Origin of the sequence: Rhizobium sp. 10PS4 (assembly GCF_032464805.1) — a bacterium.
In the GTDB taxonomy this organism is placed as follows: domain Bacteria; phylum Pseudomonadota; class Alphaproteobacteria; order Rhizobiales; family Rhizobiaceae; genus Rhizobium; species Rhizobium laguerreae.
The window spans coordinates 46,284-67,747 of sequence record NZ_JAWDIW010000021.1 but is presented as its reverse complement, the minus strand read 5'-3'; the positions used below and the strand labels follow the sequence as shown (position 1 = coordinate 67,747).

General features: G+C 61.0%; 25 protein-coding genes. 6 read left to right on the top strand and 19 right to left on the bottom strand.

What is annotated here, in order from left to right:
• Positions 1-47 precede the first annotated feature (47 nt).
• Together hrcA and grpE are read left to right on the top strand one after the other, a co-directional pair.
• On the top strand, positions 48-1,136 hold the full coding sequence (gene hrcA / locus RWJ89_RS31345; RefSeq protein WP_012755759.1) for a heat-inducible transcriptional repressor HrcA: 1,089 nt from the start codon (positions 48-50) through the stop codon (positions 1,134-1,136).
• A 110-nt stretch (positions 1,137-1,246) separates the two neighbouring features.
• A complete protein-coding gene (gene grpE, locus RWJ89_RS31340; protein WP_131662958.1) occupies positions 1,247-1,879 on the top strand; it encodes a nucleotide exchange factor GrpE in 633 nt (210 codons plus the stop codon).
• A 41-nt stretch (positions 1,880-1,920) separates the two neighbouring features.
• On the opposite strand, the gene RWJ89_RS31335 is transcribed toward grpE, so the two are convergent.
• A complete protein-coding gene (locus tag RWJ89_RS31335; protein ID WP_131662959.1) occupies positions 1,921-2,865 on the bottom strand; it encodes a nucleoside hydrolase in 945 nt (314 codons plus the stop codon).
• A gap of 279 nt (positions 2,866-3,144) precedes the next feature.
• Between RWJ89_RS31335 and RWJ89_RS31330 the strand changes: the two genes are divergently transcribed.
• Both RWJ89_RS31330 and RWJ89_RS31325 read left to right on the top strand, forming a co-directional pair.
• Positions 3,145-3,570 carry an Hsp20 family protein gene (locus RWJ89_RS31330; protein ID WP_131662960.1) on the top strand — a complete coding sequence of 142 codons (426 nt, stop codon included), beginning with the start codon at positions 3,145-3,147 and terminating at the stop codon, positions 3,568-3,570.
• Positions 3,571-3,616: 46 nt separating this feature from the next.
• Entirely contained in the window at positions 3,617-3,874 is a 258-nt protein-coding gene (locus tag RWJ89_RS31325) for a DUF1150 family protein (protein ID WP_003544838.1), read from the top strand.
• A 54-nt stretch (positions 3,875-3,928) separates the two neighbouring features.
• Here RWJ89_RS31325 and RWJ89_RS31320 read toward each other — a convergent pair whose 3' ends face one another.
• The 17 genes from RWJ89_RS31320 to RWJ89_RS31240 form a co-directional block, all read right to left on the bottom strand.
• Positions 3,929-4,195, bottom strand: coding sequence for a DUF2277 domain-containing protein (locus tag RWJ89_RS31320; RefSeq protein ID WP_017958692.1), 267 nt, complete (start codon positions 4,193-4,195; stop codon positions 3,929-3,931).
• 234 nt (positions 4,196-4,429) lie between these two features.
• Positions 4,430-5,131, bottom strand: coding sequence for a tRNA (guanine(46)-N(7))-methyltransferase TrmB (gene trmB, locus RWJ89_RS31315; protein WP_222060451.1), 702 nt, complete (start codon positions 5,129-5,131; stop codon positions 4,430-4,432).
• Entirely contained in the window at positions 5,128-6,381 is a 1,254-nt protein-coding gene (gene metK / locus RWJ89_RS31310) for a methionine adenosyltransferase (protein ID WP_017958694.1), read from the bottom strand. The genes trmB and metK overlap by 4 nt, the downstream gene beginning before the upstream one ends.
• A 177-nt stretch (positions 6,382-6,558) precedes the next feature.
• Positions 6,559-6,975 carry a helix-turn-helix domain-containing protein gene (locus RWJ89_RS31305; RefSeq protein WP_020048186.1) on the bottom strand — a complete coding sequence of 139 codons (417 nt, stop codon included), beginning with the start codon at positions 6,973-6,975 and terminating at the stop codon, positions 6,559-6,561.
• Positions 6,976-7,127: 152 nt separating this feature from the next.
• Positions 7,128-8,732, bottom strand: a complete 1,605-nt coding sequence (lnt, locus tag RWJ89_RS31300) for an apolipoprotein N-acyltransferase (protein ID WP_168283939.1) — start codon at positions 8,730-8,732, stop codon at positions 7,128-7,130.
• Positions 8,733-8,812: 80 nt separating this feature from the next.
• Positions 8,813-9,958, bottom strand: a complete 1,146-nt coding sequence (locus RWJ89_RS31295) for a hemolysin family protein (RefSeq protein ID WP_131662963.1) — start codon at positions 9,956-9,958, stop codon at positions 8,813-8,815.
• The gene (gene ybeY, locus RWJ89_RS31290) at positions 9,955-10,470 is read right to left on the bottom strand and encodes an rRNA maturation RNase YbeY (RefSeq protein ID WP_131662964.1); all 516 of its coding nucleotides are present in this window, start codon (positions 10,468-10,470) and stop codon (positions 9,955-9,957) included. Before ybeY ends, RWJ89_RS31295 begins: the two co-directional genes overlap by 4 nt.
• Positions 10,470-11,519 (bottom strand): PhoH family protein, encoded by a 1,050-nt coding sequence (locus RWJ89_RS31285; protein ID WP_026264828.1) that lies wholly within the window; start codon positions 11,517-11,519, stop codon positions 10,470-10,472. The genes ybeY and RWJ89_RS31285 overlap by 1 nt, the downstream gene beginning before the upstream one ends.
• Positions 11,520-11,537: 18 nt before the next feature.
• Complete coding sequence (gene miaB, locus RWJ89_RS31280) at positions 11,538-12,959, bottom strand: tRNA (N6-isopentenyl adenosine(37)-C2)-methylthiotransferase MiaB (RefSeq protein WP_168283938.1); 1,422 nt, start codon at positions 12,957-12,959, stop codon at positions 11,538-11,540.
• A 320-nt stretch (positions 12,960-13,279) separates the two neighbouring features.
• Complete coding sequence (locus tag RWJ89_RS31275) at positions 13,280-14,077, bottom strand: lysophospholipid acyltransferase family protein (RefSeq protein ID WP_168283937.1); 798 nt, start codon at positions 14,075-14,077, stop codon at positions 13,280-13,282.
• 27 nt (positions 14,078-14,104) lie between these two features.
• Positions 14,105-14,533 (bottom strand): Fur family transcriptional regulator, encoded by a 429-nt coding sequence (locus RWJ89_RS31270; protein WP_003544875.1) that lies wholly within the window; start codon positions 14,531-14,533, stop codon positions 14,105-14,107.
• Positions 14,534-14,616: 83 nt separating this feature from the next.
• On the bottom strand, positions 14,617-15,117 hold the full coding sequence (locus tag RWJ89_RS31265) for a GNAT family N-acetyltransferase (protein WP_206116856.1): 501 nt from the start codon (positions 15,115-15,117) through the stop codon (positions 14,617-14,619).
• Positions 15,114-15,776, bottom strand: coding sequence for a tRNA (adenosine(37)-N6)-threonylcarbamoyltransferase complex dimerization subunit type 1 TsaB (gene tsaB / locus RWJ89_RS31260; protein ID WP_221988262.1), 663 nt, complete (start codon positions 15,774-15,776; stop codon positions 15,114-15,116). The genes RWJ89_RS31265 and tsaB overlap by 4 nt, the downstream gene beginning before the upstream one ends.
• Before the next feature lie 88 nt (positions 15,777-15,864).
• Complete coding sequence (locus RWJ89_RS31255; RefSeq protein WP_012755783.1) at positions 15,865-16,431, bottom strand: NifU family protein; 567 nt, start codon at positions 16,429-16,431, stop codon at positions 15,865-15,867.
• 217 nt (positions 16,432-16,648) lie between these two features.
• Positions 16,649-17,140, bottom strand: a complete 492-nt coding sequence (locus RWJ89_RS31250) for a universal stress protein (protein ID WP_003544884.1) — start codon at positions 17,138-17,140, stop codon at positions 16,649-16,651.
• A gap of 108 nt (positions 17,141-17,248) precedes the next feature.
• Positions 17,249-18,313, bottom strand: a complete 1,065-nt coding sequence (gene trpS, locus RWJ89_RS31245; protein ID WP_222060449.1) for a tryptophan--tRNA ligase — start codon at positions 18,311-18,313, stop codon at positions 17,249-17,251.
• 129 nt (positions 18,314-18,442) lie between these two features.
• Positions 18,443-18,841, bottom strand: coding sequence for a VOC family protein (locus RWJ89_RS31240; protein WP_221944552.1), 399 nt, complete (start codon positions 18,839-18,841; stop codon positions 18,443-18,445).
• A 186-nt stretch (positions 18,842-19,027) separates the two neighbouring features.
• On the opposite strand from RWJ89_RS31240, the gene RWJ89_RS31235 reads away from it, so the two are divergent.
• Positions 19,028-19,456 carry a YcbK family protein gene (locus RWJ89_RS31235; protein ID WP_222060448.1) on the top strand — a complete coding sequence of 143 codons (429 nt, stop codon included), beginning with the start codon at positions 19,028-19,030 and terminating at the stop codon, positions 19,454-19,456.
• Positions 19,457-19,537: 81 nt separating this feature from the next.
• On the opposite strand, the gene RWJ89_RS31230 is transcribed toward RWJ89_RS31235, so the two are convergent.
• Positions 19,538-20,131: a TetR/AcrR family transcriptional regulator gene (locus tag RWJ89_RS31230; protein WP_246621778.1), complete on the bottom strand. Its 594-nt coding sequence runs from the start codon at positions 20,129-20,131 to the stop codon at positions 19,538-19,540.
• 107 nt (positions 20,132-20,238) lie between these two features.
• On the opposite strand from RWJ89_RS31230, the gene RWJ89_RS31225 reads away from it, so the two are divergent.
• Positions 20,239-21,321, top strand: a complete 1,083-nt coding sequence (locus RWJ89_RS31225; protein WP_222060446.1) for an SDR family oxidoreductase — start codon at positions 20,239-20,241, stop codon at positions 21,319-21,321.
• Positions 21,322-21,464: the final 143 nt, after the last annotated feature.

Here is a 21,464-nt window from a genome sequence, read left to right as displayed (position 1 = left end):
TTGACTATATTTTCGGGAAGTATCATCAGCACGGGTTCGAAAGCTTCATGGGCATCAGGTCGACGTCGGTTTCGGATGCCGTAGCTGCGCTGGACGAGCGCTCCAGGGAAATTTTTCGTCGCATCGTCGAAGGTTATCTGGAAAGCGGCGAGCCGCTCGGTTCGCGCAACCTGTCCCGTATCCTGCCGATGTCGCTGTCCCCGGCCTCGGTGCGCAACGTGATGAGCGATCTCGAAGAGCTCGGCCTGATCTATTCGCCGCATGTCAGCGCCGGCCGGCTGCCGACCCAGATCGGCCTGCGCTTCTTCGTCGATGCCTTCATGCAGGTCGGCGACCTCTCCGCCGAGGAGCGCGCCAGCATCGACCGCCAGGTGCGTGCCGAAAGCGGCGGCAATCCCGTCGAATCGATGATGAACGAGGCAAGCCGCATGTTATCCGGAATTTCGCGCGGCGCCGGCCTCGTCATCACCTCGAAAAGCGATCCGGTGCTGAAACATGTCGAGTTCATCCGGCTCGAACCGACAAAGGCGCTGGCCGTGCTCGTCGGCGATCACGATCAGGTGGAAAACCGCATCATCGAACTGCCGGCGGGCGTCACCTCCTCGCAGCTGACGGAAGCGGCGAATTTTCTCAATGCCCATATGTCCGGCCAGACCCTACCGGAGCTCCGCAAACAATTAAGCCGGCTGAAAGACGACGTCCGTCACGAACTCGATGCCCTGTCGCGCGATCTGGTCGAGCGCGGCATCGCTGTCTGGGCCGGCAGCCCGGACGAGGGGAAGCCGACGCAGCTGATCATCCGCGGCCGCGCCAACCTGCTCGAAGGCCTTGCCGGCGCCGAGGATCTCGACCGGCTGCGCCTGCTGTTCGACGATCTCGAGAAGAAGGACAGCCTGATCGAGATCCTCAATCTCGCCGAAAGCGGTTCGGGCGTGCGCATCTTCATCGGTTCGGAAAACAAGCTCTTCTCGCTGTCCGGCTCGTCGCTCATCGTCGCGCCGTATCGTGACGACGACGATCGTATCGTCGGTGCCGTCGGCGTTATCGGCCCGACGCGGCTCAATTATTCCCGCATCGTGCCGATGGTGGACTACACAGCCCAGCTCGTCTCCCGCCTTTCGCGCAATCAGCTTTGACGCGCAGCAATCAGTCACGCGGAATTTTCGCTTCTTTGTCACGCAGACTTGATTTTTTTCGGTCAAACCTCGATATCGGGCGCATCTGAAGACACCAACCGGAGACCGTCATGACCGATGACACGACGAAAAACGGACCTGACGCAACTGCGGCCGATGCCGCAGCCGACGCTGCCGCCTACGTCGAGAACGAAACTGCGCAGCAAGAGCCCGCCCAGCCGGACCCGATCGAGCTTCTGAAAGCCGAAAACGGCGAGCTGCGCGACCGCTATCTGCGCCTTGCTGCCGAGATGGACAATCTGCGCCGCCGCACCGAGCGCGAGGTGAAGGATGCCAAGTCCTATTCCGTCGCGGGTTTCGCGCGCGACATGCTCGCCGTCTCGGACAATCTACGCCGCGCGCTTGACGCCATCTCTCCGGAAACCAAGGCTACTGCCGATGCCGGCCTGAGCACGCTGATCGAGGGTGTCGAGATGACCGAGCGTGCCATGCTGTCGGCTCTGGAACGCCACGGCGTTCGCAAGCTGGAGCCGGTTGGCCAGAAGTTCGATCCGAATTTCCATCAGGCGATGTTCGAGGTGCCGAACCCGGACGTGCCGAACAACACCGTCGTCCAGGTCGTGCAGGCAGGCTTCACCATCGGCGAGCGCGTGCTGCGCCCGGCCATGGTCGGTGTCGCCAAGGGCGGCCCGAAGCCGGCCGAAACCGAAACCAACTCTGTCTTCGACGAAAAAGACGCCTGAGATCGTTTCCTTCCTCCTCGCGAGGAAGGGAAACCGAAGCTTTAGATGCGGGCGAAGCGTTCGATCAGCAGATCGAAGAAGCCGTCCGCATCGACATGGCGCATGACCCTGGCGTTGCGCTTGCGCTCGGTCACATGCCACCAGTCGACGACGGTCATGCCGACCGTGAGTTCGGATTGGACCTCGATCTCGACATTGCAGTCCCGGCCCTTGAAAAGCTCCGGCTTCAGCAGGTAGGCGACGACGGTCGGGTCGTGCAGCGGCCCGCCGTCGGAACCGTATTTCTCGATGTCGAAGCGTTCGAAGAATTCCAGCATCTCGACCATGGCCTTTGCCGGCGCCGTGCCGATCTCGGCCATGCGCTTCACCCGGTCCTTGCGGGTCAGCAATTGATGCGTCACGTCAAGCGGCATCATCACGATCGGAACGCCTGAGCGGAAGACGATATCGGCCGCCTCTGGGTCGACATAGATGTTGAATTCGGCCGCCGGCGTGATGTTGCCGCCCTCGAAGAAGCCGCCGCCCATCATCACCAGTTCGCGGATGCGGGGGGCGATATCAGGCGCTTTCTGGAAGGCCATGCCGATATTGGTGAGCGGCCCGAGCGTGCACAGCGTCACCGTACCTTCCGGCTCGCGGCGCAGCGTCTCGATGATGAAGTCGACGGCATGGCCAGGCTGCAGCGCCATCGTTGGTTCGTTCAGTTCCGGACCGTCAAGGCCGGTCTTGCCATGCACATGTTCGGCGGTCACCAGCTTGCGGGCGATCGGCGCGTCGGCGCCGGCGAAAACCTCGGTCTCCGTCCGGCCGCAGAGTTCGCAGACGATGCGCGCATTGCGGCTGGTGAACGAAAGCGGCACGTTGCCGGCGACCGTCGTGATCCCCAGCACCTCCAGCTCGTCGGGGCTGCCGAAGGCCAGCATGATGGCGGCCGCGTCGTCCTGGCCTGGATCCGTGTCGATGATGATCTTTCTTGCGCTTGCCATTCCGATCGTTCCATCCTCGCACTGCGTGTTATCGGAGTATGCACCGATTTCTTCACGTCCCGTCACAAATCAGTACAATCCGCGCGGCATGTTTTGATGCGAGGCAGCAGGCGCTTTGTCAAGGAAGGAGCCTGACGCCATCACTTTAAAATCGAGAGGTGACGCCGGCACGTCGCGGCCCATGCCTTGCGGCGCCGGTATTCTGTCCCCATATTAGCGGCATCCGGATGCTGCACTTGAGGTCCGGGATGGTCGCTTGCATCAAGGACTTGAAAAGAGATGAGCCGCATTACTCCTTTCGCCAGCCCGCTGCTTCTGGGCTTCGATGCCATGGAAAAGACGCTGGAGCGCATTTCCAAGGCGAGTGACGGATATCCGCCTTATAATATCGAACGCATCGGCGCCGACAGCGGCGCGCCGGAACGTCTGCGCATCACCCTTGCCGTGGCCGGCTTCAGCGAGGAGGAACTCGACGTCTCCATTGAGGAGAACCAGCTTCTGATCCGCGGCCGCCAGGTCGAACAGGGTGAGCGGGACTATCTCTATCGCGGTATCGCCGCCCGGCAGTTCCAGCGTACTTTCGTTCTTGCCGACGGCATGCAGGTGCTGGGTGCGGCCCTGAAGAACGGTCTGCTCTCCGTCGATCTAATTCGTCCGGAACCCGCGCGCATGGTCAAGAAAATTAACATTTCGGTCTCAGAGTAGCACAACGGTTGTTGAACCGTTGGTCCCTTCTCCCGGAGGAACAGGAATGTTGATGAAAGAAGCCACGTCTCACTTGACCAAATCCGAGCTTGCCCACATCGGCAACGGCGAGGTCGCCTATATCAGAAAAATGCGGACCGATGAGGTCGCCAAGTGCTTTCCCGAGGCGCCGGATATCGATCCGAACGTCGATCTCTGGGCACTCTTCGGCGCCGACGGCACGCCGATCCTTTTGACGGACAACCGCTCCAGCACCTTTTTCAAGGCTGCCGAGGACGAATTGAAGACGGTCAGCCTGCACTGACCGTCAAGGCCATTTGAGCCTTGATTGAGATCTCCTGTGCGTGACAGGGTTTCCTTAAGCGAACCGGACCGCCGTTCTCGCGCGCGCCTTTGCCGCTACCTCTTCGCGATCACGAGGAGGTTGAGACGTTTCCAGCGAATCGAGCAGCTCGCGGGCACATGCCGCGATGGAATTGACCGCGTGCTCGAATGCGACCTCATTGCGCTTCGACGGTTTGGTCGTACCGCTCACCTTGCGCACGAACTGGAGCGCGGCATCATGGATCTCGTCGTCCGTCGCCGGCGGATCGAAATTGAACAGGGGTTTTATATTTCGGCACATGACTTGCTCCCGGTCATTAGCTCTCTTCCATTGAGAGGAGGGTGGCCGGCACAGAAAATAGTCGCGTGAGCGCTAATGGCAACCGGTCCAACGGCGGAACTCTACGCGTCGCAAGGCAGGGCGCAACTCCTTCAGTTCGGTTTTTTGTCGCTGTCGGGAACCATCAGATCAGTGTCCTACGCGATTGCTCTCGCGAAGAACATCAAAGGCGCGTTCGCCGACTTGCCGGCTGCCTCAGATTTTCCTGAACGTCAGATAGGCCGAAGACCGGCCCTCGCGGCGCGCCTTGGCCTCGTAACGTGTGCTCGGCCAGCCCTCATAGGGCGTCAGCCAATCGGCTGCATTGTCGGCTATCCAGTCGAAACCGCCATGGTTGCGGCACTTGATCAGCGTCCAGTTTACATAGGTATCGATGTCGGAGGCGAAGCAGAACAGGCCGCCGGGTTTCAGCACGCGATGAAAACGGTCGAGATTGGTTTTCGAGACGAAACGCCGCTTCCAGTGCTTCCGCTTCGGCCAGGGATCGGGATAGAGCAGGTCGATCTGATCGAGTGCGCCGTCCGGCAGCCAGTCGAGCAGTTGCGTCGCGTCGTCATTATAGACGCGGATATTGAAGGCACCCGTCTCACCGATGCGCGACAGCAGCTTCTGCATGGAATTGACGAAGGGTTCGACGCCGATGAATCCGGTCGAAGGCGTCTCCAGCGCGCGGTGGATCAGGTGCTCGCCGCCGCCGAAACCGATTTCCAGCCGTAATTTTTCGACCGGAACCGGGAAGAGGGAAGTCAGCGGCTCCGGCGGAGCCGCTGTTAGATTGATCAGGAATGCCGGCAGGAGACTGTTCAGCGTCTCGGCCTGCTGTTCGCGCAGGGCCTTACCCTTGCGGCGACCGAAGAAGGCTTCGGTCGCCCGCCCCCGGCGTTCCATATCCGTCATGCAGCGGCTTTGGTCTTAACGGATTCCTTGAGCGCCTTCACGAGGTCGGTGCGCTCCCAGGAGAACGAGCCGTCGCGGCCGGCCTTGCGGCCGAAATGGCCATAAGCCGAGGTCTTGGCGTAGATCGGTTTGTTGAGGTCGAGATGACGGCGGATGCCCGACGGCGACAGGTCCATGTTCTGGCGGATCGCAGCTTCGACCTGATCCTCGAAAACACCCTTGCCGGTGCCGTGCAGGTCGACATAGATCGACAGCGGCTGAGCAACACCGATGGCGTAAGAGAGCTGGATTGTGCAACGGTCGGCAAGGCCAGCGGCGACGACGTTCTTGGCAAGATAGCGAGCGGCATAGGCGGCCGAACGGTCGACCTTGGTCGTGTCCTTGCCGGAGAATGCGCCGCCGCCATGCGGAGCGGCGCCGCCGTAGGTGTCGACGATGATCTTGCGGCCGGTGAGGCCCGCATCGCCGTCCGGTCCGCCGATGACGAACTTGCCGGTCGGGTTGATGTACCACTTGCAATCGTCGGCGATCTTCAGCTCGCCGAGCGCTTCGCGGATATAGGGCTCGACGACAGCGCGGACCTTCTTCGAATCCCAGCTCTCGTCGAGATGCTGGGTCGAAAGCACGATCGAGGTTGCTTCCGACGGCTTGCCGTCGACGTAGCGCACGGTCACCTGGCTCTTGGCGTCGGGGCCGAGCTTGGCGACTTCGCCGTCGCCCTTCTTGCGGGCAACTGCGAGCAGCTGCAGGATCTTGTGGGAATAATAGATCGGCGCCGGCATCAGGTCCGGCGTTTCGCGGCAGGCATAACCGAACATGATGCCCTGGTCGCCGGCGCCCTCGTCGCCCTGCTGGTCGGCGGCGCTGTCGACGCCCTGCGCGATATCCGCCGACTGCGAGTGCAGGAGCACGTCGATCTTTGCCGTCTTCCAGTGGAAGCCGTCCTGCTCGTAGCCGATATCCTTGATGGCGCGGCGGGCGGCAGCCTTGAACTTCGAAGGATTGATGACGTCCTTGCCATCCTTGTCCTTCTTCATCAGGCTCGGCGGCAGGCGGACCTCGCCGGCGATGACAACACGGTTGGTCGTCGCCAGCGTCTCGCAGGCAATGCGCACGCCCCACGGATTGACGCCGGTCTTGGCCGCTTCGCGGTAGACCAGATCGACGATCTCGTCGGAGATGCGGTCACAGACCTTGTCCGGATGACCTTCGGCAACAGATTCGCTGGTAAAGAGATAATTTGCGCGCATTTCGGGATTCCCCTCAAAGAATAAAGCCAGCTAGTAGGTACTCAGTTCGAGGCCTGATGACAAGCGCAGAAGGACATAAATATATCTTTATATCTGCGGCAAAGTGACAAATTTTGCCCTAAAAACGCAAAAAAGGCGGCCTTTCGACCGCCTTTCGAATTCTGCGATGGTGGGTGGTCAGTCGGCGTCGGCTTCAGCGGCCAGGGCTTTCACCAACTCCACGACCTTGCGGCGAACCTTGGGATCGGAAATCTTGACGAAGGCGCGATTGAGCTGCAGTCCTTCCGAGGAGGAGAGGAAATCGACGACGTAGTTCGAGCTGGAGGCTTCCATGCCGCCGCCGCCACTGGAATGTTCGCCGGGCGCGTCCTCGAAGAAAAACGACACCGGAACATTGAGGATGTTCGAGATGTTCTGCAGGCGGCTTGCGCCGACGCGGTTGGTGCCCTTTTCGTATTTCTGGATCTGCTGGAAGGTAATGCCAAGGCTTTCGCCAAGCTTTTCCTGGCTCATGCCCAGCATCGTACGGCGGAGGCGAATACGGCTGCCAACATGGATGTCGATCGGGTTAGGCTTCTTCTTGTTTTCAATCATGGTCGTGCCCTAGCTAAGAATTTCAACCTGTTTCTAACCGGCATGCCCCTGATCCATCCCAAAACGCCACGTTGCAAGCGGTGAGGAACCCACCTTCAAACATACGTTAAGAACGCCGATTGACATCACTATGCAATTTTAGGGGTTTTTGGTCAATTCAACCCGGAAATAAAACCTCTGCGAGAAATTAGCGCAATCAAAATCAGCAGCGCCTCGGTCAACCAGAAGTAAGTTTGCCGGGGGAATGTCGTTCCGACTCCATCGCCGATGCTATCGAGCGTTGCATCGACGAAGCCGGTTTCTCCGAGATCGAGGCCCGCAATAATTTCCCCATGTGCATTCACCAGCGCTGAAATGCCGCTATTGGCGTCGCGAATCAGCGGCAGGCCGGTTTCAACAGCCCGTACCCGCGCCTGCTGGAAATGCTGGTGGGGGCCGGGCGTTACGCCGAACCAGGCATCATTGGTGATATTGAGGATCGCGTTGGCGTCTTTTATGTCACCGGTCATTTCGCCGGGAAAAATGATCTCGTAGCAGATCAGCGGATAGAGATTGAGCCCGCCGGGCAGCGCCAGCAGGTGCCGGCTTGCGGCGGCCGAAAAGCCGCCCGGTATCTCGACGACGTTCTGGATGCCGAATTCGGTGAGCACGTCCTCGAAGGGCAGATATTCGCCGAAGGGCACCAGATGCACCTTGTCGGAGGCGGCGATGATCTGGCCGCGGCCGTCGATCACGTAGATGGAATTATAGTAGCGCGGCGGCGTGCCTGGTCCCATCTCCTCGGCGCGAACGGCGCCGGCGATGAGGATCTGACTGTCGTCGAGCGTGTCGGCAATCCGCGTCAGCGCATCCTGGTTGTCGGTCAGGATGAAGGGGATCGACGTTTCCGGCCAGACGATGATATCGGGCTTGCGCCCGCCATTCTCCGGCGCTTCGGCCGACAGCTTCAGATGCGTCTCGAAGATCGCGGCGCGGTCGACGTCGTTATCCATTTTCGCTGTCTGATCGATCGCCGGCTGCACCAGCCGTACCACCGGCCGCTTGTCCTCAGGCAATGTGTCCGGCCGCGACGCGAGATGGAGAGCATAGGCGCCATAACCGAGATGGGCGGCAAAGAAGAGGACGGCGAGCGCGATACCCGGTCGCGCGCCCTGTCGCGTCCCGGCAAGGGCAGGCGCAGAAAAGACGAAGACGGCAAGGGCCGTTACGCCCATCGCCCCGATCACATGCGCCGACTGCATCATCAGCGGAACCGGCATGATGCCGTAGCCGATGGCGTTCCAGGGAAAGCCGGTGAGGACGAAGCTTCGAAGCCATTCCATCAGCCCGAAGCCAGCCGCAAGCGCGGCGATCCGCCCCATGCCATCAGACCAGACGATGCGGGCAAGGGCGGCCGCCAGGCCGTAGAAGATCGCAAGACAGGCAGGCAGCCCGAGGATTGCCAGCGGCAGCGCCCAGGCGAATTCTTCCTGATCGATCAGCAGCGCATGGCCGAGCCACCAGAGGCCGGCGACGAAATAGCCGAAGCCGAACAGCCAGCCGGTGGCAAACGCCGGCCACAGTCTGCCGATCAGACCGCTTTCAGGCGAAGCCGCCGCCCCGTCGATCAGCCAGACGAGCAGCGTGAAGGAAACGAACATCGCCGCGAAAAAGCCGATGGGCGGCAGCGCCAGAACCGCGAATGCCCCGGCGGCGATAGCCAGCAGCGACCGTTTGAAACCCCAGACGAGGATAACCCTGTCCGCAAGCCGCTCCATGCGCACTCCCATCAAACCGCGAATCAACCCGTTCGCAGTCTTTCAAAAAAGCGGCTCTTTGTCCCGTCAGTTGGGTCCTGTCAGTTGGCGGTCGATTTCGCCGGCCGGTCGTCGCCGGCCTCGGCGCCGGGAGGGATGTCGCCGTCCGTCTTGGCGCGGCGGCGAACCGCGTGGCGCTTGCGGGTGATGCGCAGTCGCTTGATGCGGCGCGGATCGGCGTCGAGGATGTGGAATTCGAAGCCTGGCAGCGCCTGGACGACCTCGCCGCGCACCGGGATGCGGCCGAGTGCGGAGAAGATCAGGCCGCCCAGCGTATCGACCTCGTCGACCTGCTCGCTGATGTCGAAATCCGGCCCGATCGCTTGGGCGATCTCTTCCAGCTCGACGCGAGCGTCGGCGATGAACATGTCCTCGGCGACGCGCTTGAACATCACTTCTTCGTCGTCATGTTCGTCGTCGATGTCGCCGACCACCATTTCGACGATGTCTTCATGCGAGGCAAGCCCGTCGGTGCCGCCATATTCATCGATGACGAGCGCCATCTGCGTGCGGTTCACCTGCATCCGGCGCAACAGGTCTGACGCCAGCATTGACGGCGGCACGAACAGGATCTTGCGGATGATACCGGCCTCGGCCAGCGTCTTTTGCAGGTCGACGCGGGCGAGATCGAAATTCTGCTTGGCCGAACGCGTGGTCTTCTGGATGTTTTCGGGCGCAACCTCGATCGCCGGCACGACAGCGGCCGGTTTCGTCGGGCCTCGGCGCTTGTTGCGCGCCTGCTTGGCGACATAGGAGAGCAGGTCGCGGATATGCACCATGCCGCGCGGATCGTCGAGCGTATCGGCATAGACAGGCATGCGCGAGCGGCCGGATTCCTCGAAGAGGATCATCAGTTCGCCGATGGTGATGTTCTGGTCGACCGCCTCGATATCGGCGCGCGGCACCATCACGTCGGCGACGCGCACCTCGCGAAAACGCAGGATGTTGTTGAGCATCGCCCGTTCGTCGGGCGAAAAGGCGTCGTCGCCGGCCGCATCGGTCATCAGCGCGTCGGCGAGATCCTCGCGCAGTCGCGAGCCCTGTTGCGGGCGAAGGATGCGCGCGGCGCGCGACCAGAAGGATTGGGATCGGCCGGATGGCCGACTACTACTGCCTGCCTCGTCCGAAGAGGAGGATGACTCGGAGTCTTTGGCGTCTGCCGCCGGCTTCGTCGTAAAGTCGCTCATGGTTCCATTTTAAGGTCTTGACCCTCGTAGGGATCAGATAGGCCGAGCTGCGCCAAAATGCGAGTCTCCAGCCCCTCCATAATTTCGGCTTCGGCACTATTCATATGGTCGTAGCCGAGAAGATGCAAGAAACCGTGCACCAGAAGGTGGGTCAGGTGGTCGTCGAAACTCTTTTCGAGCTCGGCCGCTTCCCGCTCCAGCGTCTCCCGGGCGATGATGATGTCGCCGAGCATCGGACCGGGCATCTTGCCGGGCTGAACCGGAAAGGCCGGAAAGGAGAGCACGTTGGTCGCCTTGTCCTTGCCGCGCCATTCGGCGTTGATGTCCTGGATCGAGGCATCGTCGGTGAAAACAAGCGAAACCTCGGGCGGCATCGTCGGGAATGGCTGCTTCTCGCTGTCGCGTAAATAGACCGCGGTGGCACCGAGCACGCGTTCGCAAAACGACAGCAGCGTCTCCTCGCCGGGCCAGCCGATGTCCTCGACGCTGATCTGGATGTCGAGTTCGGCCATTAGTCCTGCCGGCTGACGTCTTCGGCGACGGCATAGGTGGAATCATAGGCCCTGACGATGCGCCCGACCAGCGGGTGGCGGACAACGTCGGTATCCGTGAAGCGCACGATCGAGATGCCCTCGACGCCGTTCAGAAGCTGCAGGGCCTCGACGAGGCCGGATTTGACGCCGCGCGGCAGATCGATCTGGCTCGGGTCGCCGGTGACGATCATGCGCGCATTTTCGCCGAGACGCGTCAGGAACATCTTCATCTGCATCGACGTGGTGTTCTGCGCTTCGTCGAGGATGATGGCGGCGTTGGCGAGCGTGCGGCCGCGCATGAAGGCGAGCGGCGCGATTTCGATAACGCCGGCGGTGATCGCCCGGTCGACCTTGTCGGCAGGGATCATGTCGTAGAGCGCATCATAGAGCGGGCGAAGATAGGGATCGACCTTTTCCTTCATATCCCCGGGCAGGAAGCCGAGGCGCTCGCCGGCCTCGACGGCCGGGCGCGACAGGATGATCTTTTCGACAGCGCCGCGCTCCAGCAGCTGGGCGGCATGGGCGACGGCGAGATAGGTCTTGCCGGTGCCCGCCGGGCCGACGCCGAAGACAAGCTCGGCGCGTTCCAGGGCCCTGATATAGGCGTCCTGCATCGGCGTGCGGGCGATGATCGTCTTCTTGCGGGTGGAAACCTGCGCCATCGTCAGCTTGGCCTTGCGCTCCATCGTCGGCAGGCTGAGCTGATCGTCGGCGGCGACCGCCATGCGGATTGCACCCTCGACGTCGGATCGTTCCACGCTGCCGCCTTTCTGAAGCTTTTCATAGAGATAGTCGAGTGTGCGCCGCGCCTGATTGGTGGTCACGACATCGCCGGTGATGACGACCGAATTGCCGCGTGCCCGCGCATCGATGTTCAGCCGTTGCTCGAGCAGCTTGAGGTTCTGGTCGAATTGACCAAAGAGCTCGCTGGCGAACCGGTTGTTCTCGAACGTCAGGACGAAGTGATTGGTATCGCTCGGCGTGCGGGGGTGGCGCGGTGAAGAAGAAACCAATTCTTGTCCGTTCAAGCGGTCAGGCTCCTTGGGTTAGACCGCAGCCTCTGCGCGTTCGGCAAACAGGCTGTTTGTTCCGGTCCCTGTGATTCGCACTTTAATAATGTCACCGATTTGCGATGCTTTTGCATCAACATTCACGGATTGAAGCCAGGGAGAACGTCCGATTAGTTGTTCCGGCATGCGACCGGGCTTTTCGAGCAACAGGTCGATCTCTTTGCCGATGCAAGATTCGGCAAATTCCTGCTGCTGCTTCAGGAGAAGCATTTGCAGGCGTTCCAGCCGTTCTGCCTTGATCTCTTCCGGCACCTGATCCTTCAGCTCCGCGCCGGGCGTGCCCGGTCGTGTCGAGTATTTGAACGAGAAGGCCTGTGCATAACGGACCTCCTCCACAAGTCTCAATGTATCCTCAAAATCCTCATCTGTCTCCCCCGGAAAGCCGGTGATGAAATCGCCCGACAGCGCAATATCGGGCCGCACCGTGCGGATGCGCTCGATCAGCGCCAGATATTCGGCCGCCGTGTGGCGCCGGTTCATCGCTTTCAGGATGCGGTCGGAGCCCGATTGCACCGGCAGGTGCAGATAGGGCATCAGTGCGCTGAGGTCGCGATGGGCATTGATCAGCCGGTCGTCCATGTCGCGCGGATGGCTTGTGGTATAGCGCAGCCGCGCAAGGCCGGGGATCTCGGCCAGCCGGTAGAGCAGGTCGCCGAGGCTCCATGCCTCGTCCCGCGGTCCGGCGCCGTGCCAGGCGTTGACGTTCTGCCCGAGCAGGGTGATCTCGCGCACCCCGCTGTCGGCGAGCTTTTCGGCTTCCTCGACGATCTGGGAAACCGGCCGCGACACTTCCGAGCCGCGTGTATAGGGCACGACGCAGAAGGTGCAGAATTTGTCGCAGCCTTCCTGCACCGTCAGGAAGGCGGTGACGCCGCGGGCGCGGATCCTTCGGCTCTCGGCGATCGGCAGATGCTCGAACTTGTCCTCGATCGCATATTCCGTATCGACGACGCGCTGGCCTTGTTTGGCCAGGCGTAACGCTTCCGGCAGGCGATGATAGGTCTGCGGGCCGATGACGACGTCGACGGCGGGTGCGCGGCGCAGGATCTCCTCGCCTTCGGCCTGGGCGACGCAGCCGGCAACGCCGATCATCATCTCCCGTCCGTCCGCCGCCTTCTTCTTTTTCATCTCGCGCAGCCGCCCGAGCGCCGAATAGACCTTCTCGGCCGCCTTCTCGCGGATGTGGCAGGTGTTGAGGAGAACGAGGTCCGCCTCTTCCATATCCTCAGTCGGCTCATAGCCATCGCGGGCGAGCGCATCGCTCATGCGCATGGAATCGTAGACGTTCATCTGACAGCCATAGGTCTTGATGAAGACCTTGCGGCTGTTGCTGCCGTCGCGGAGGCTCTCGCTGGGAATTGCCTCGGGGGCATGGAGAAGGGCGCTGTCCTGTGTCATGGCGCGCTATTTAGTGGTTTTTGCCGCCGGAGAAAATCGAAATCTTCTTCTAGAGTCTTTCCTGGTCAGATTGCAGCATTCTGTTGGCTCAAACGGAGTCGAATGCTCGACCGGCCGGCGCGCGTCGTAGCCAAGCTCTACGGCCAAGCCGGCCGATCGAGCAGGCGGCCCGTTTCAGCCAACCCGAAGGGCCGGGCATCTTTCCGCCAGGATCAGAGGCGATCGGCTCGGACGTACCTTGGGGTATGCCCTTCGCCAATCGCCTCTGCCCTGACGAAAACCTGCTCCGGCAGAATGCTGCAATCTGACCAGGAAAGGCTCTAAGAGATTTCCCGCCCGCGCAGGCGGCTGTTCAGGAGGTTGCGGATGCGCAGGGCGATCGTCGCGCTCACCTCCTTGCGGCTGGTCTCGGCGCGGTAATCCACCGCCTCGCCGAAGGAAACTTCGGCGTCGATGGCGCCGCAGCGGACGATATCGATGAGATGCGGCAGCAGCTCGATATCACCCGGCCAGGCGGCGAGCGGCCGATGATAGCGCCCCATGGCGATGCCGTGCACCCGGGTATAGGCAACCGCCACCGGCTGCACCACGACCGTTCCCGTCGGCGAATAAGGCACGGCCATCGCGGCAGCGCCGAACAGCGAGGACTTGACCTCCAGCAGCCGGTTGCCGTCCGAGGTCGTGCCTTCGGGGAAGAGCACGACGATCTCGCCGTCGGCCATGCGCCCGGCGATCTCGTTTGCCTGATGGCCGGTCTTGCGCCGCTCCTCGCGCACCACGAAGACGCTCTTCTGCAGCTTGGCGAGCGTGCCGAAGATCGGCCAGTCGCGCACCTCGATCTTGGCGATGAAGACGACGTCGGCAACGGCCGACAGCACCATGATATCCAGCCAGGAGGAATGGTTGGAACAGAGCATCAGCGGCCGGCGATCTTCCAGCTTGCCCATGACGCGGACGCGGATGCCGAGGCAATAGCAGACGAGCCGGTGCCAGGCGCGCGGAAGCCGGCGGCGCAGCCGCCAGTCGAACCGCAGCGCCAGGACCTGCAGCGGCATGAGCACGATGCTGACGGCAAGGATGACGACCGCGGCGAAGGCGATGCGCAGCCAGGCGATCAAATGCTGGTCTCCCGGGCTGCCATTGCTTCAGAGATCTTCTTTCTTCAGCGGAACGCCGTAGAGCTCCAGCCGGTGGTCGACCAGCCGGAAGCCGTGCTCGCGGGCGATGCGCTCCTGCAGCGCCTCGATCTCCGGCGAGCGGAATTCGATGACCGTGCCGGTCTTCAGGTCGATGAGATGGTCGTGATGTTCTTCCGGCACCGTTTCGTAGCGCGAGCGCCCGTCGCGGAAGTCGTGGCGGGCGATAATGCCGGCATCCTCGAACAGTTTCACGGTGCGATAGACGGTCGAGATCGAGATCTTCGCATCAACTTTCACCGAGCGGCGGTAGAGTTCTTCGACGTCGGGATGGTCTTCCGAATCTTCCAGGATGCGCGCGATCACGCGGCGCTGCTCGGTCATGCGCATGCCGCGTTCGGTGCAAAGCTCCTCAAGGGTCTTGGCTACATCAGTCATCGCCGGCCTATAGAGATATTCGTGTTTCGACAACGCCGCTGGGGCATTTGCGCCGGCCTGCATGTTATCTCGCTGCCAGGGAACTACCGAAGAACGCGCTTCATGACAAGCGCCGTGGAGAGGGCGCCGTTTTCTTGTCTGTAGTAACCCTGACGTTCGCCGACCTTTTCGAAGCCGAGCTTGCGGTAGAGGCCAAGCGCTGCCGTATTGCCGTTGTCGACCTCGAGAAACATGCTCTCGCCGCCGCGCGACCGCGCTTCCCGCATCGCCGCCTGCATCAGTCGCCAGCCAAGTCCGGCACGGGAGACCTTCGCCTGCACGGCAATCGTCAGGATCTCCGCCTCGCCGGCGACATGGCGGGCGAGAATGAACCCCGGAAGCGGCTTTTTCAGGATGGCATTGGTCTGGCGCGCGACGAAGCCGAAGACGGTATCCTGCATCAGCAGCCCGTGAAATTCACCGTCGCCCCAGGGCCGGGCGAACCGCTCGCCGTGCAGGGCGGCAACATCGCGGCAATCCTCGCGCTCCATGGCGATGATCTCGAATTCCGGTTTCAGCGTCAGATAGCTTTCCAGCATCGTCATACTCGTCGCGCAATCGCGTACCCGGCCTGCGGCTTGGCATCGGGTCCGCGCAGATAAAGGGGCTTCGGCTTTCCGGCATCGGGGGAGGCGGCAGCGCCCAGGCGCGCCACGACGGAGATCGGGAACCTGTTGGTGTGATCGCCGAAGGCGTCGGCCTTGAGGAGCGGCGTCGCCGAACCGGTAATCTCGCCGTCAAAACCGGCGGCAAAAACCTGCGCTTCCGCAACGCTGACTGCCCGTGGCGCGTCGAGGGGCGAACCGTCGGCGGCGAAGGACTGGAGATAGATTTCGTCCCGCTTGGCATCCATCGCCGCCAGCACGGCGCGATGAGGCGTCTTGTCGCGCTGGGCTGATGCCATGACTTCGAGCGTGGTGACGCCGACGGCCGGCACATTGAGGGAAAGCGCAAAACCGCGGGCTGCGGCAACGCCGACGCGGATACCGGTAAAGGAGCCGGGACCGATGGTGACGGCAAGGCGGTCGACATCCGAAAGGGCCAGTCCCGCCTGATCGAGTGCGCGATCGACGATACCAATCAGATGTTCAGCATGCCCCTTGCCGATCATGTCCGATGCCTCCCCCAGCACCGTATCCCTGCCGCTGTCATAGACGGCGGCAGCGCAGTCCACACCTGCCGTGTCGAGCGCCAGAATGATCATGCCATCAATTTCCGAATAAACCAGTGTCGCCTATCGATAAACCCGTTCGGCCGAACCTGAGATGAACGGCTGGACGAATTCAAGATTTTTAAGCGGCAATCACTTCCTGCACTTCCGGAACGAAATGGCGCAGCAGGTTCTGGACGCCGTGCTTCAGCGTTGCCGTCGAAGACGGGCAGCCGGCGCAGGAACCCTTCATGTTCAGATAGACCTTGCCATCCTTGAAGCCGCGGAAGGTGATGTCGCCGCCATCCTGGGCAACGGCCGGGCGTACGCGGGTCTCCAGAAGCTCCTTGATGGTCAGCACGATCGATTCATCGCCTTCGTCGAAGAATTCGTCGCCGGCATCGGCGTCTTCGGAAAGGATGGAGGCATCGCCCATGACCGGCTTGCCGGACATGAAGTGCTCCATGATCGAGCCTAATATAGCCGGCTTAAGATGCTGCCAGTCGGCATTATCCTTGGAGACGGAAATGAAATCATAGCCGAAATAGACGCCGGTGACGCCGGATATTTCGAACAGGCGGGCAGCGAGCGGCGAAGCTTGAGCCTCCTCAGTGCTGCGGAACTCTGCCGTGCCGTTTTCCATCACCACCTTGCCCGGCAGGAACTTCTGCGTGGCGGGGTTCGGCGTGGCTTCGGTCTGAATGAACATCTGGTTCTCCATGCGGTCGGCCAGGGCCTCGGCCGTCTTTAGAATTCTTCAAAAGAAGATAAGCCGATTGACGGCTCTAATCAAGAGACTTGTACTCAAGAAATGCCAGAACAGGATGATTTTAGGCCCGTTGGCCTAAAATCTGAATCCTGTTCTACATTATATAGTTAGAGCATGGTGTCGTCCGAAAACCGCTCATACTTTTCGGCATCATGCTCTAGCAAAGGGCGTCGATTTCCTCGTTGGTCAGCGTATCCGGCAGCACGGTGACCGGGATCGGAAACGCCGCCGCGCGACCGGCAACCGAGGAAACCAGCGGCCCTGGACCTTCCTTTGCCGAACCGGCGGCCAGAACCAGGATCGCCACATCGCGGTCTTCCTCGATCACGGCGTTGATCTGTTCGGCAGCGCCGCCCTCGCGAATGACGACCTCGGGCTCGATGCCGATGGTCTCGCGCACGATCTGGGCGATCTTGGCAACCACCGCCTCGGCCTCCTCGCGCGCTTCGGCCCGCATGATCTCTTCGACGCCGAGCCATTGCTGGAAATCCCCGTCGGGGATTACGTAGAGCAGCACCAGCCCGCCATTGGAATTCTTCGCGCGCCGGCCGGCATAATGAACGGCGCGTTGGCATTCGGGTGTACCGTCGATCACCGCCATGAATTTGCGGCGATGACCTTCGAGCCGTGAGAGTCGCTTCGATACCATGGCGCGGACTCTGACACCCGAAGCGGAAAATTTGCAAGCCCAGTTTTTGCCCCTTCTCCCCAGGGGAAGGTCCCCTTCTCCCCTGGCGGTAAAAAGGGGAGATCTATCTCAATAGAGGAAGCCGATGACGTCGCGCACCTGGCGCATGGTCACTTCGGCGCGTGCCCTTGCGCGTTCGCCGCCCTTGCGCAGGATCGCGTCGATATGGCTGGTATCGTCCATCAGCCGGCGCATTTCGCCGGTGATCGGCGCGAGCACGTTGATTGCCAGGTCGACCAGCGCCGGCTTGAAGACGGAGAATTGCTGGCCGCCGAATTCGGCAAGCACGTCCGCCTTCGGCTTGTCGGCGAGTGCGGCATAGATCGCCACCAGATTGTCGGCTTCCGGACGGCCCTGCAGCCCGTCGATCTCGCTCGGCAAACCGTCCGGATCGGTCTTGGCCTTGCGGATCTTCTTCGAGATCGCGTCCTCGTCGTCCATCAGGTTGATGCGTGAGAGATCGGAGGGGTCCGACTTCGACATTTTCTTGGTGCCGTCGCGCAGCGACATGACACGCGGCGCCGGCCCGCCGATCAACGGCTCGACCATCGGGAAATAGGCATGCACCGGCTCGTTGCCGACGGTGATGTCGACGCCGTAGCCGGTCCTGCTGATATGCTCGGCATAGTCGAGGTTGAACTTCATCGCGATGTCGCGGGCAAGCTCCAGATGCTGCTTCTGGTCCTCACCAACAGGCACATGGGTGGCGCGATAGATGAGAATGTCGGCGGCCATCAGGCTCGGATAGGCGTAGAGCCCGAGCGAGGCCTGTTCGCGGTCCTTGCCGGCCTTGTCCTTGAACTGCGTCATCCGGTTCATCCAGCCGATGCGGGCGACGCAGTTGAAGATCCAGGCGAGTTCGGCATGCTGCGGCACGGCCGACTGATTGAAGACGATATGTTTTTCCGGATCGATGCCGGCGGCGATGAAGGCGGCGGCGATCGAGCGCGTCTGGCTCGGCATGTCCTCATGCACGAGCTGGGCGGTGAGCGCATGCATGTCGACGACGCAGTAGATGCAGTCATTGCCTTCCTGCAGCGCCACGAACCGGCGGATCGCGCCGAGATAATTGCCGAGATGCAGATTGCCGGTCGGCTGCACGCCGGAGAATACGAGTTTCTTGAATTCGCTCATGTCGTCCTCAATAGGCTGGTGGAGGGCCCACGCTGTCACAGTTTAATTGCTGCAGAATGCAGCAGGGCTTTTCGCCCATGTTGTTAACGCCGCGGCTTATGCACGGGCAACCGGTCGCAATCAAGGGGTTCAGGCGGCAGTGTGCTGGATCAGATCGAAAGTGTTGCCGTAGGGATCCGCAAACACCGCCACCGTGCCGTAAACCTCGTGACGCGGCTCTTCCAGAAAGCGCACGCCGGCCGCCAGCATCGCGGCATGGTCGCGGGCGAAATCGTCGGTCTTCAGAAAGAAGCCGACACGCCCGCCGGTCTGATTGCCGATGGCCGCGCGTTGCGTCTCGTCTGCCGCCTGCGCCAGCAGAAAGGCGGCTCCATCCCCACCCCTCGGCTTCACCACCACCCAGCGCTTGCCCTCCGGCTGCAGCTCGTCCTGAAGGCAATCGAAACCGAGACCATCGCAGTAAAAAGCCTTGGCGCGGTCGTAATCGTCGACCACGAGGGTGACGAGAAAAAGAGACTGGATCGTCATGTACTGCCTCGCGTTTGAGATGTTTATTCCAGTTGTGAGCGCAATTCCCTGGACTTTAAGCCGAATTGATCAGCCGCCTTACTCATAATTGAGTATAAAATTTCACAAAAAAGCTTTTTTTGAACCGAAAATCCTGCGCCTGGTGCCGGCGCCGTTGGGGTCGCTGGGTAGCTGATCGGAGCGACCATGCAGAACGCAATTTTGCTCGCCATGGCAGGCCTTTTCGCCTTTCAATCAGCAACGGGTGCCGTCGGTCAAGACATGAAAAGGCACGCCGCTCATCTTCCAAAACCTCAGGCACGTCTCGCCTACACGGTCCAGACCGTCAGCGTTCGTGCCAGCTGCTTTCCCGGGCGCCTGCGAGCGGTACTGTCGCATATTGCTGCGAAGACCGGCCGACGCCCGGTGATAACTTCGGGCCACAGGCCGCATCCCCGCCGCCATGGGTCCCTGCACGGGAAGTGTCTGGCGGCCGATATCAGGATACCCGGCCTGTCGGAGCGCACGATCATTGCTGCCGCAAGAAGCGCGCCGGGCATCGGCGGCATCGGCAGCTATTGCAACGGCATCATTCATGTCGACGTCGGACCGCAGCGACGATGGGTGGATTGCTGAGGAACCATGCGGTCCACCTTTTCCCATTCCGGTTTAAGGATCGCGATTCAGTGACGGCGAAAAGACCTGCCGCGACCAACTCTATTGGCCGCTTCGCGGCGTCACCGCCACTCGCAAGAGGCGCATGAATAGTTTTGTATCGTCATCGAGGCTGGAACCATTCCATTGCGCGTGTTTGATCCCATCCATTGCAGCCATCATGATATTGGCCAGTTGATGAGGCGAGGCCTGCAGTGGTTCGAGATCGATTTCCTTGGCTTCCGCAGCGGCATTCAGCGTCTGTGTCAGCATAGTCAATAGCCGTGTCCGCGCGTCGAGCGTGATATCCGCAGCCAAGGCCATATTGGCGGCAAACAGTTCTTCTGCATCGGAACTGCCGCCAAAAGGGGCGATTAACTCCCGCTGAAACACTGCTATGGCCCTTTCCATGCGGTCAAACGCGTTCCACTGTCCCGCGAGGGCCGCTCCTACCTCATCCAATGCGCGAGTATGCGCTCGCATGGAGCCGGCTCGGAAAAGCTCTTCCTTGCTGTTGAAGCTCAGATAGAGCGATGCTCGCGAAATTCCTGCGGCACGCGCAATGTCGGCCATGGAAGTCTTGCGAAAGCCGAAACGCACGAACACCGGCAGGGCAGCATCGAGAATTTGGGCGATTTTTCGATCATTCTGCGTCATTTGGACAGACTGCCATTTTGTGACCATTCTGTCAAAACACGAGTAGACAGATAATGTATTTCTGTCTAAGTCGATGAAGGCGCATCGGTGCGCAGTCAGGAGATGCCATGAGTATCACGTCAGATAATTCTAATGGCGCCATCGTATTGGTGACCGGCATTGGCGGATTTCTCGCAGGCCACATTGCCTTGCAGTTGCTCAAGCAGGGGTATCGGGTCAGAGGAAGCCTGCGCAGCATCGGTACAAGCGCTGCGACGGTCGGTCAGCTTGGAGCGCACACAGACGGGCAACTGCAAAACCTCAGTCTGGTGCAGGCCGATCTTGATAGCGATGGCGGTTGGGCAGCGGCAGTCGAAGGATGTGACTATGTCATTCACACCGCATCGCCTTTCCCTCCGGGATATCCCGAAAATGAGAAAGCACTGATCCAGACAGCTCGCGATGGTGCGTTGCGCGTGCTTCGCGAGGCGCATCGGGCACGGGTCAAACGTGTGGTTCTGACATCCTCCATAGCTGCCACCAACCATGGCGACGGGCAGGCGCCTTTTACCGAAGAGAATTGGACCGACCCGGAAAGCCCGCGGGCGACGCCCTATTATAAATCCAAGACGCTGACCGAACGGGCTGCCTGGAGCTTTGCTCATGACGTCGGGCTCGATCTGGCAGTGATCAATCCGAGTATGATCCTCGGGCCGTTGCTCGGGCCGAATTTCGGGACGTCTGTTGGATTGATCCACCATTTGATGACGGGACGATTCAACGGTATCCCGCGCTTTGGCTTCTCCGTCGTGGATGTGCGCGATACCGCCGATGCCCACATTCGAGCGATGACCACTCCTGCTGCCGGCGGCCAGCGGTTCATCATCGGTGGACGGTTTTTCTGGCTCAAGGACCTTGTGGCCATTCTTGCCCATTCCTTTCCCGACCATGCCTCCCGCCTGCCGTCAGGCGTAGTCTCTGACGAGATCGTCAGGGTCATGGCGCAATCCGACCCCGATGCACGAACCATTGTTCATGAGCTCAATCGCGATCTTAGTGTCAGTGCAGCAAAAGCCCACCGCGTCCTCGGGTGGCGCTCACGTCCCGAAGAGCAATGCATCCGCGCCAGCGCCCAAAGCCTCATCGACTTGGGATTGGTGCCGGCGTCCAGTGGAGAATCGGCAACGCGACGGCCAGTGACTGCATCATGATCGCCGCCACAGAGAAATTGAACGATCCTGGACCAGGATGATTTTGGGCGGTCGGCCTAAGATGAGAATTTTATTTCAATTACATAGTTAGACACGATGCTCCGAAAACCGCTCACACTTTTCGGCATCGGGCTTAGCTCAAT

What these genes read in the sequence shown, in the direction of transcription:
- hrcA (WP_012755759.1), top strand. Translation starts at nt 48, where the DNA reads ATGGGCATCAGGTCGACGTCGGTTTCGGATGCCGTAGCTGCGCTGGAC.
- grpE (WP_131662958.1), top strand. Translation starts at nt 1,247, where the DNA reads ATGACCGATGACACGACGAAAAACGGACCTGACGCAACTGCGGCCGAT.
- RWJ89_RS31335 (WP_131662959.1), bottom strand. Translation starts at nt 2,865, where the DNA reads ATGGCAAGCGCAAGAAAGATCATCATCGACACGGATCCAGGCCAGGAC.
- RWJ89_RS31330 (WP_131662960.1), top strand. Translation starts at nt 3,145, where the DNA reads ATGAGCCGCATTACTCCTTTCGCCAGCCCGCTGCTTCTGGGCTTCGAT.
- RWJ89_RS31325 (WP_003544838.1), top strand. Translation starts at nt 3,617, where the DNA reads ATGTTGATGAAAGAAGCCACGTCTCACTTGACCAAATCCGAGCTTGCC.
- RWJ89_RS31320 (WP_017958692.1), bottom strand. Translation starts at nt 4,195, where the DNA reads ATGTGCCGAAATATAAAACCCCTGTTCAATTTCGATCCGCCGGCGACG.
- trmB (WP_222060451.1), bottom strand. Translation starts at nt 5,131, where the DNA reads ATGACGGATATGGAACGCCGGGGGCGGGCGACCGAAGCCTTCTTCGGT.
- metK (WP_017958694.1), bottom strand. Translation starts at nt 6,381, where the DNA reads ATGCGCGCAAATTATCTCTTTACCAGCGAATCTGTTGCCGAAGGTCAT.
- RWJ89_RS31305 (WP_020048186.1), bottom strand. Translation starts at nt 6,975, where the DNA reads ATGATTGAAAACAAGAAGAAGCCTAACCCGATCGACATCCATGTTGGC.
- lnt (WP_168283939.1), bottom strand. Translation starts at nt 8,732, where the DNA reads ATGGAGCGGCTTGCGGACAGGGTTATCCTCGTCTGGGGTTTCAAACGG.
- RWJ89_RS31295 (WP_131662963.1), bottom strand. Translation starts at nt 9,958, where the DNA reads ATGAGCGACTTTACGACGAAGCCGGCGGCAGACGCCAAAGACTCCGAG.
- ybeY (WP_131662964.1), bottom strand. Translation starts at nt 10,470, where the DNA reads ATGGCCGAACTCGACATCCAGATCAGCGTCGAGGACATCGGCTGGCCC.
- miaB (WP_168283938.1), bottom strand. Translation starts at nt 12,959, where the DNA reads ATGACACAGGACAGCGCCCTTCTCCATGCCCCCGAGGCAATTCCCAGC.
- RWJ89_RS31270 (WP_003544875.1), bottom strand. Translation starts at nt 14,533, where the DNA reads ATGACTGATGTAGCCAAGACCCTTGAGGAGCTTTGCACCGAACGCGGC.
- RWJ89_RS31265 (WP_206116856.1), bottom strand. Translation starts at nt 15,117, where the DNA reads ATGACGATGCTGGAAAGCTATCTGACGCTGAAACCGGAATTCGAGATC.
- tsaB (WP_221988262.1), bottom strand. Translation starts at nt 15,776, where the DNA reads ATGATCATTCTGGCGCTCGACACGGCAGGTGTGGACTGCGCTGCCGCC.
- RWJ89_RS31255 (WP_012755783.1), bottom strand. Translation starts at nt 16,431, where the DNA reads ATGTTCATTCAGACCGAAGCCACGCCGAACCCCGCCACGCAGAAGTTC.
- RWJ89_RS31250 (WP_003544884.1), bottom strand. Translation starts at nt 17,140, where the DNA reads ATGGTATCGAAGCGACTCTCACGGCTCGAAGGTCATCGCCGCAAATTC.
- trpS (WP_222060449.1), bottom strand. Translation starts at nt 18,313, where the DNA reads ATGAGCGAATTCAAGAAACTCGTATTCTCCGGCGTGCAGCCGACCGGC.
- RWJ89_RS31240 (WP_221944552.1), bottom strand. Translation starts at nt 18,841, where the DNA reads ATGACGATCCAGTCTCTTTTTCTCGTCACCCTCGTGGTCGACGATTAC.
- RWJ89_RS31235 (WP_222060448.1), top strand. Translation starts at nt 19,028, where the DNA reads ATGCAGAACGCAATTTTGCTCGCCATGGCAGGCCTTTTCGCCTTTCAA.
- RWJ89_RS31230 (WP_246621778.1), bottom strand. Translation starts at nt 20,131, where the DNA reads ATGACGCAGAATGATCGAAAAATCGCCCAAATTCTCGATGCTGCCCTG.
- RWJ89_RS31225 (WP_222060446.1), top strand. Translation starts at nt 20,239, where the DNA reads ATGAGTATCACGTCAGATAATTCTAATGGCGCCATCGTATTGGTGACC.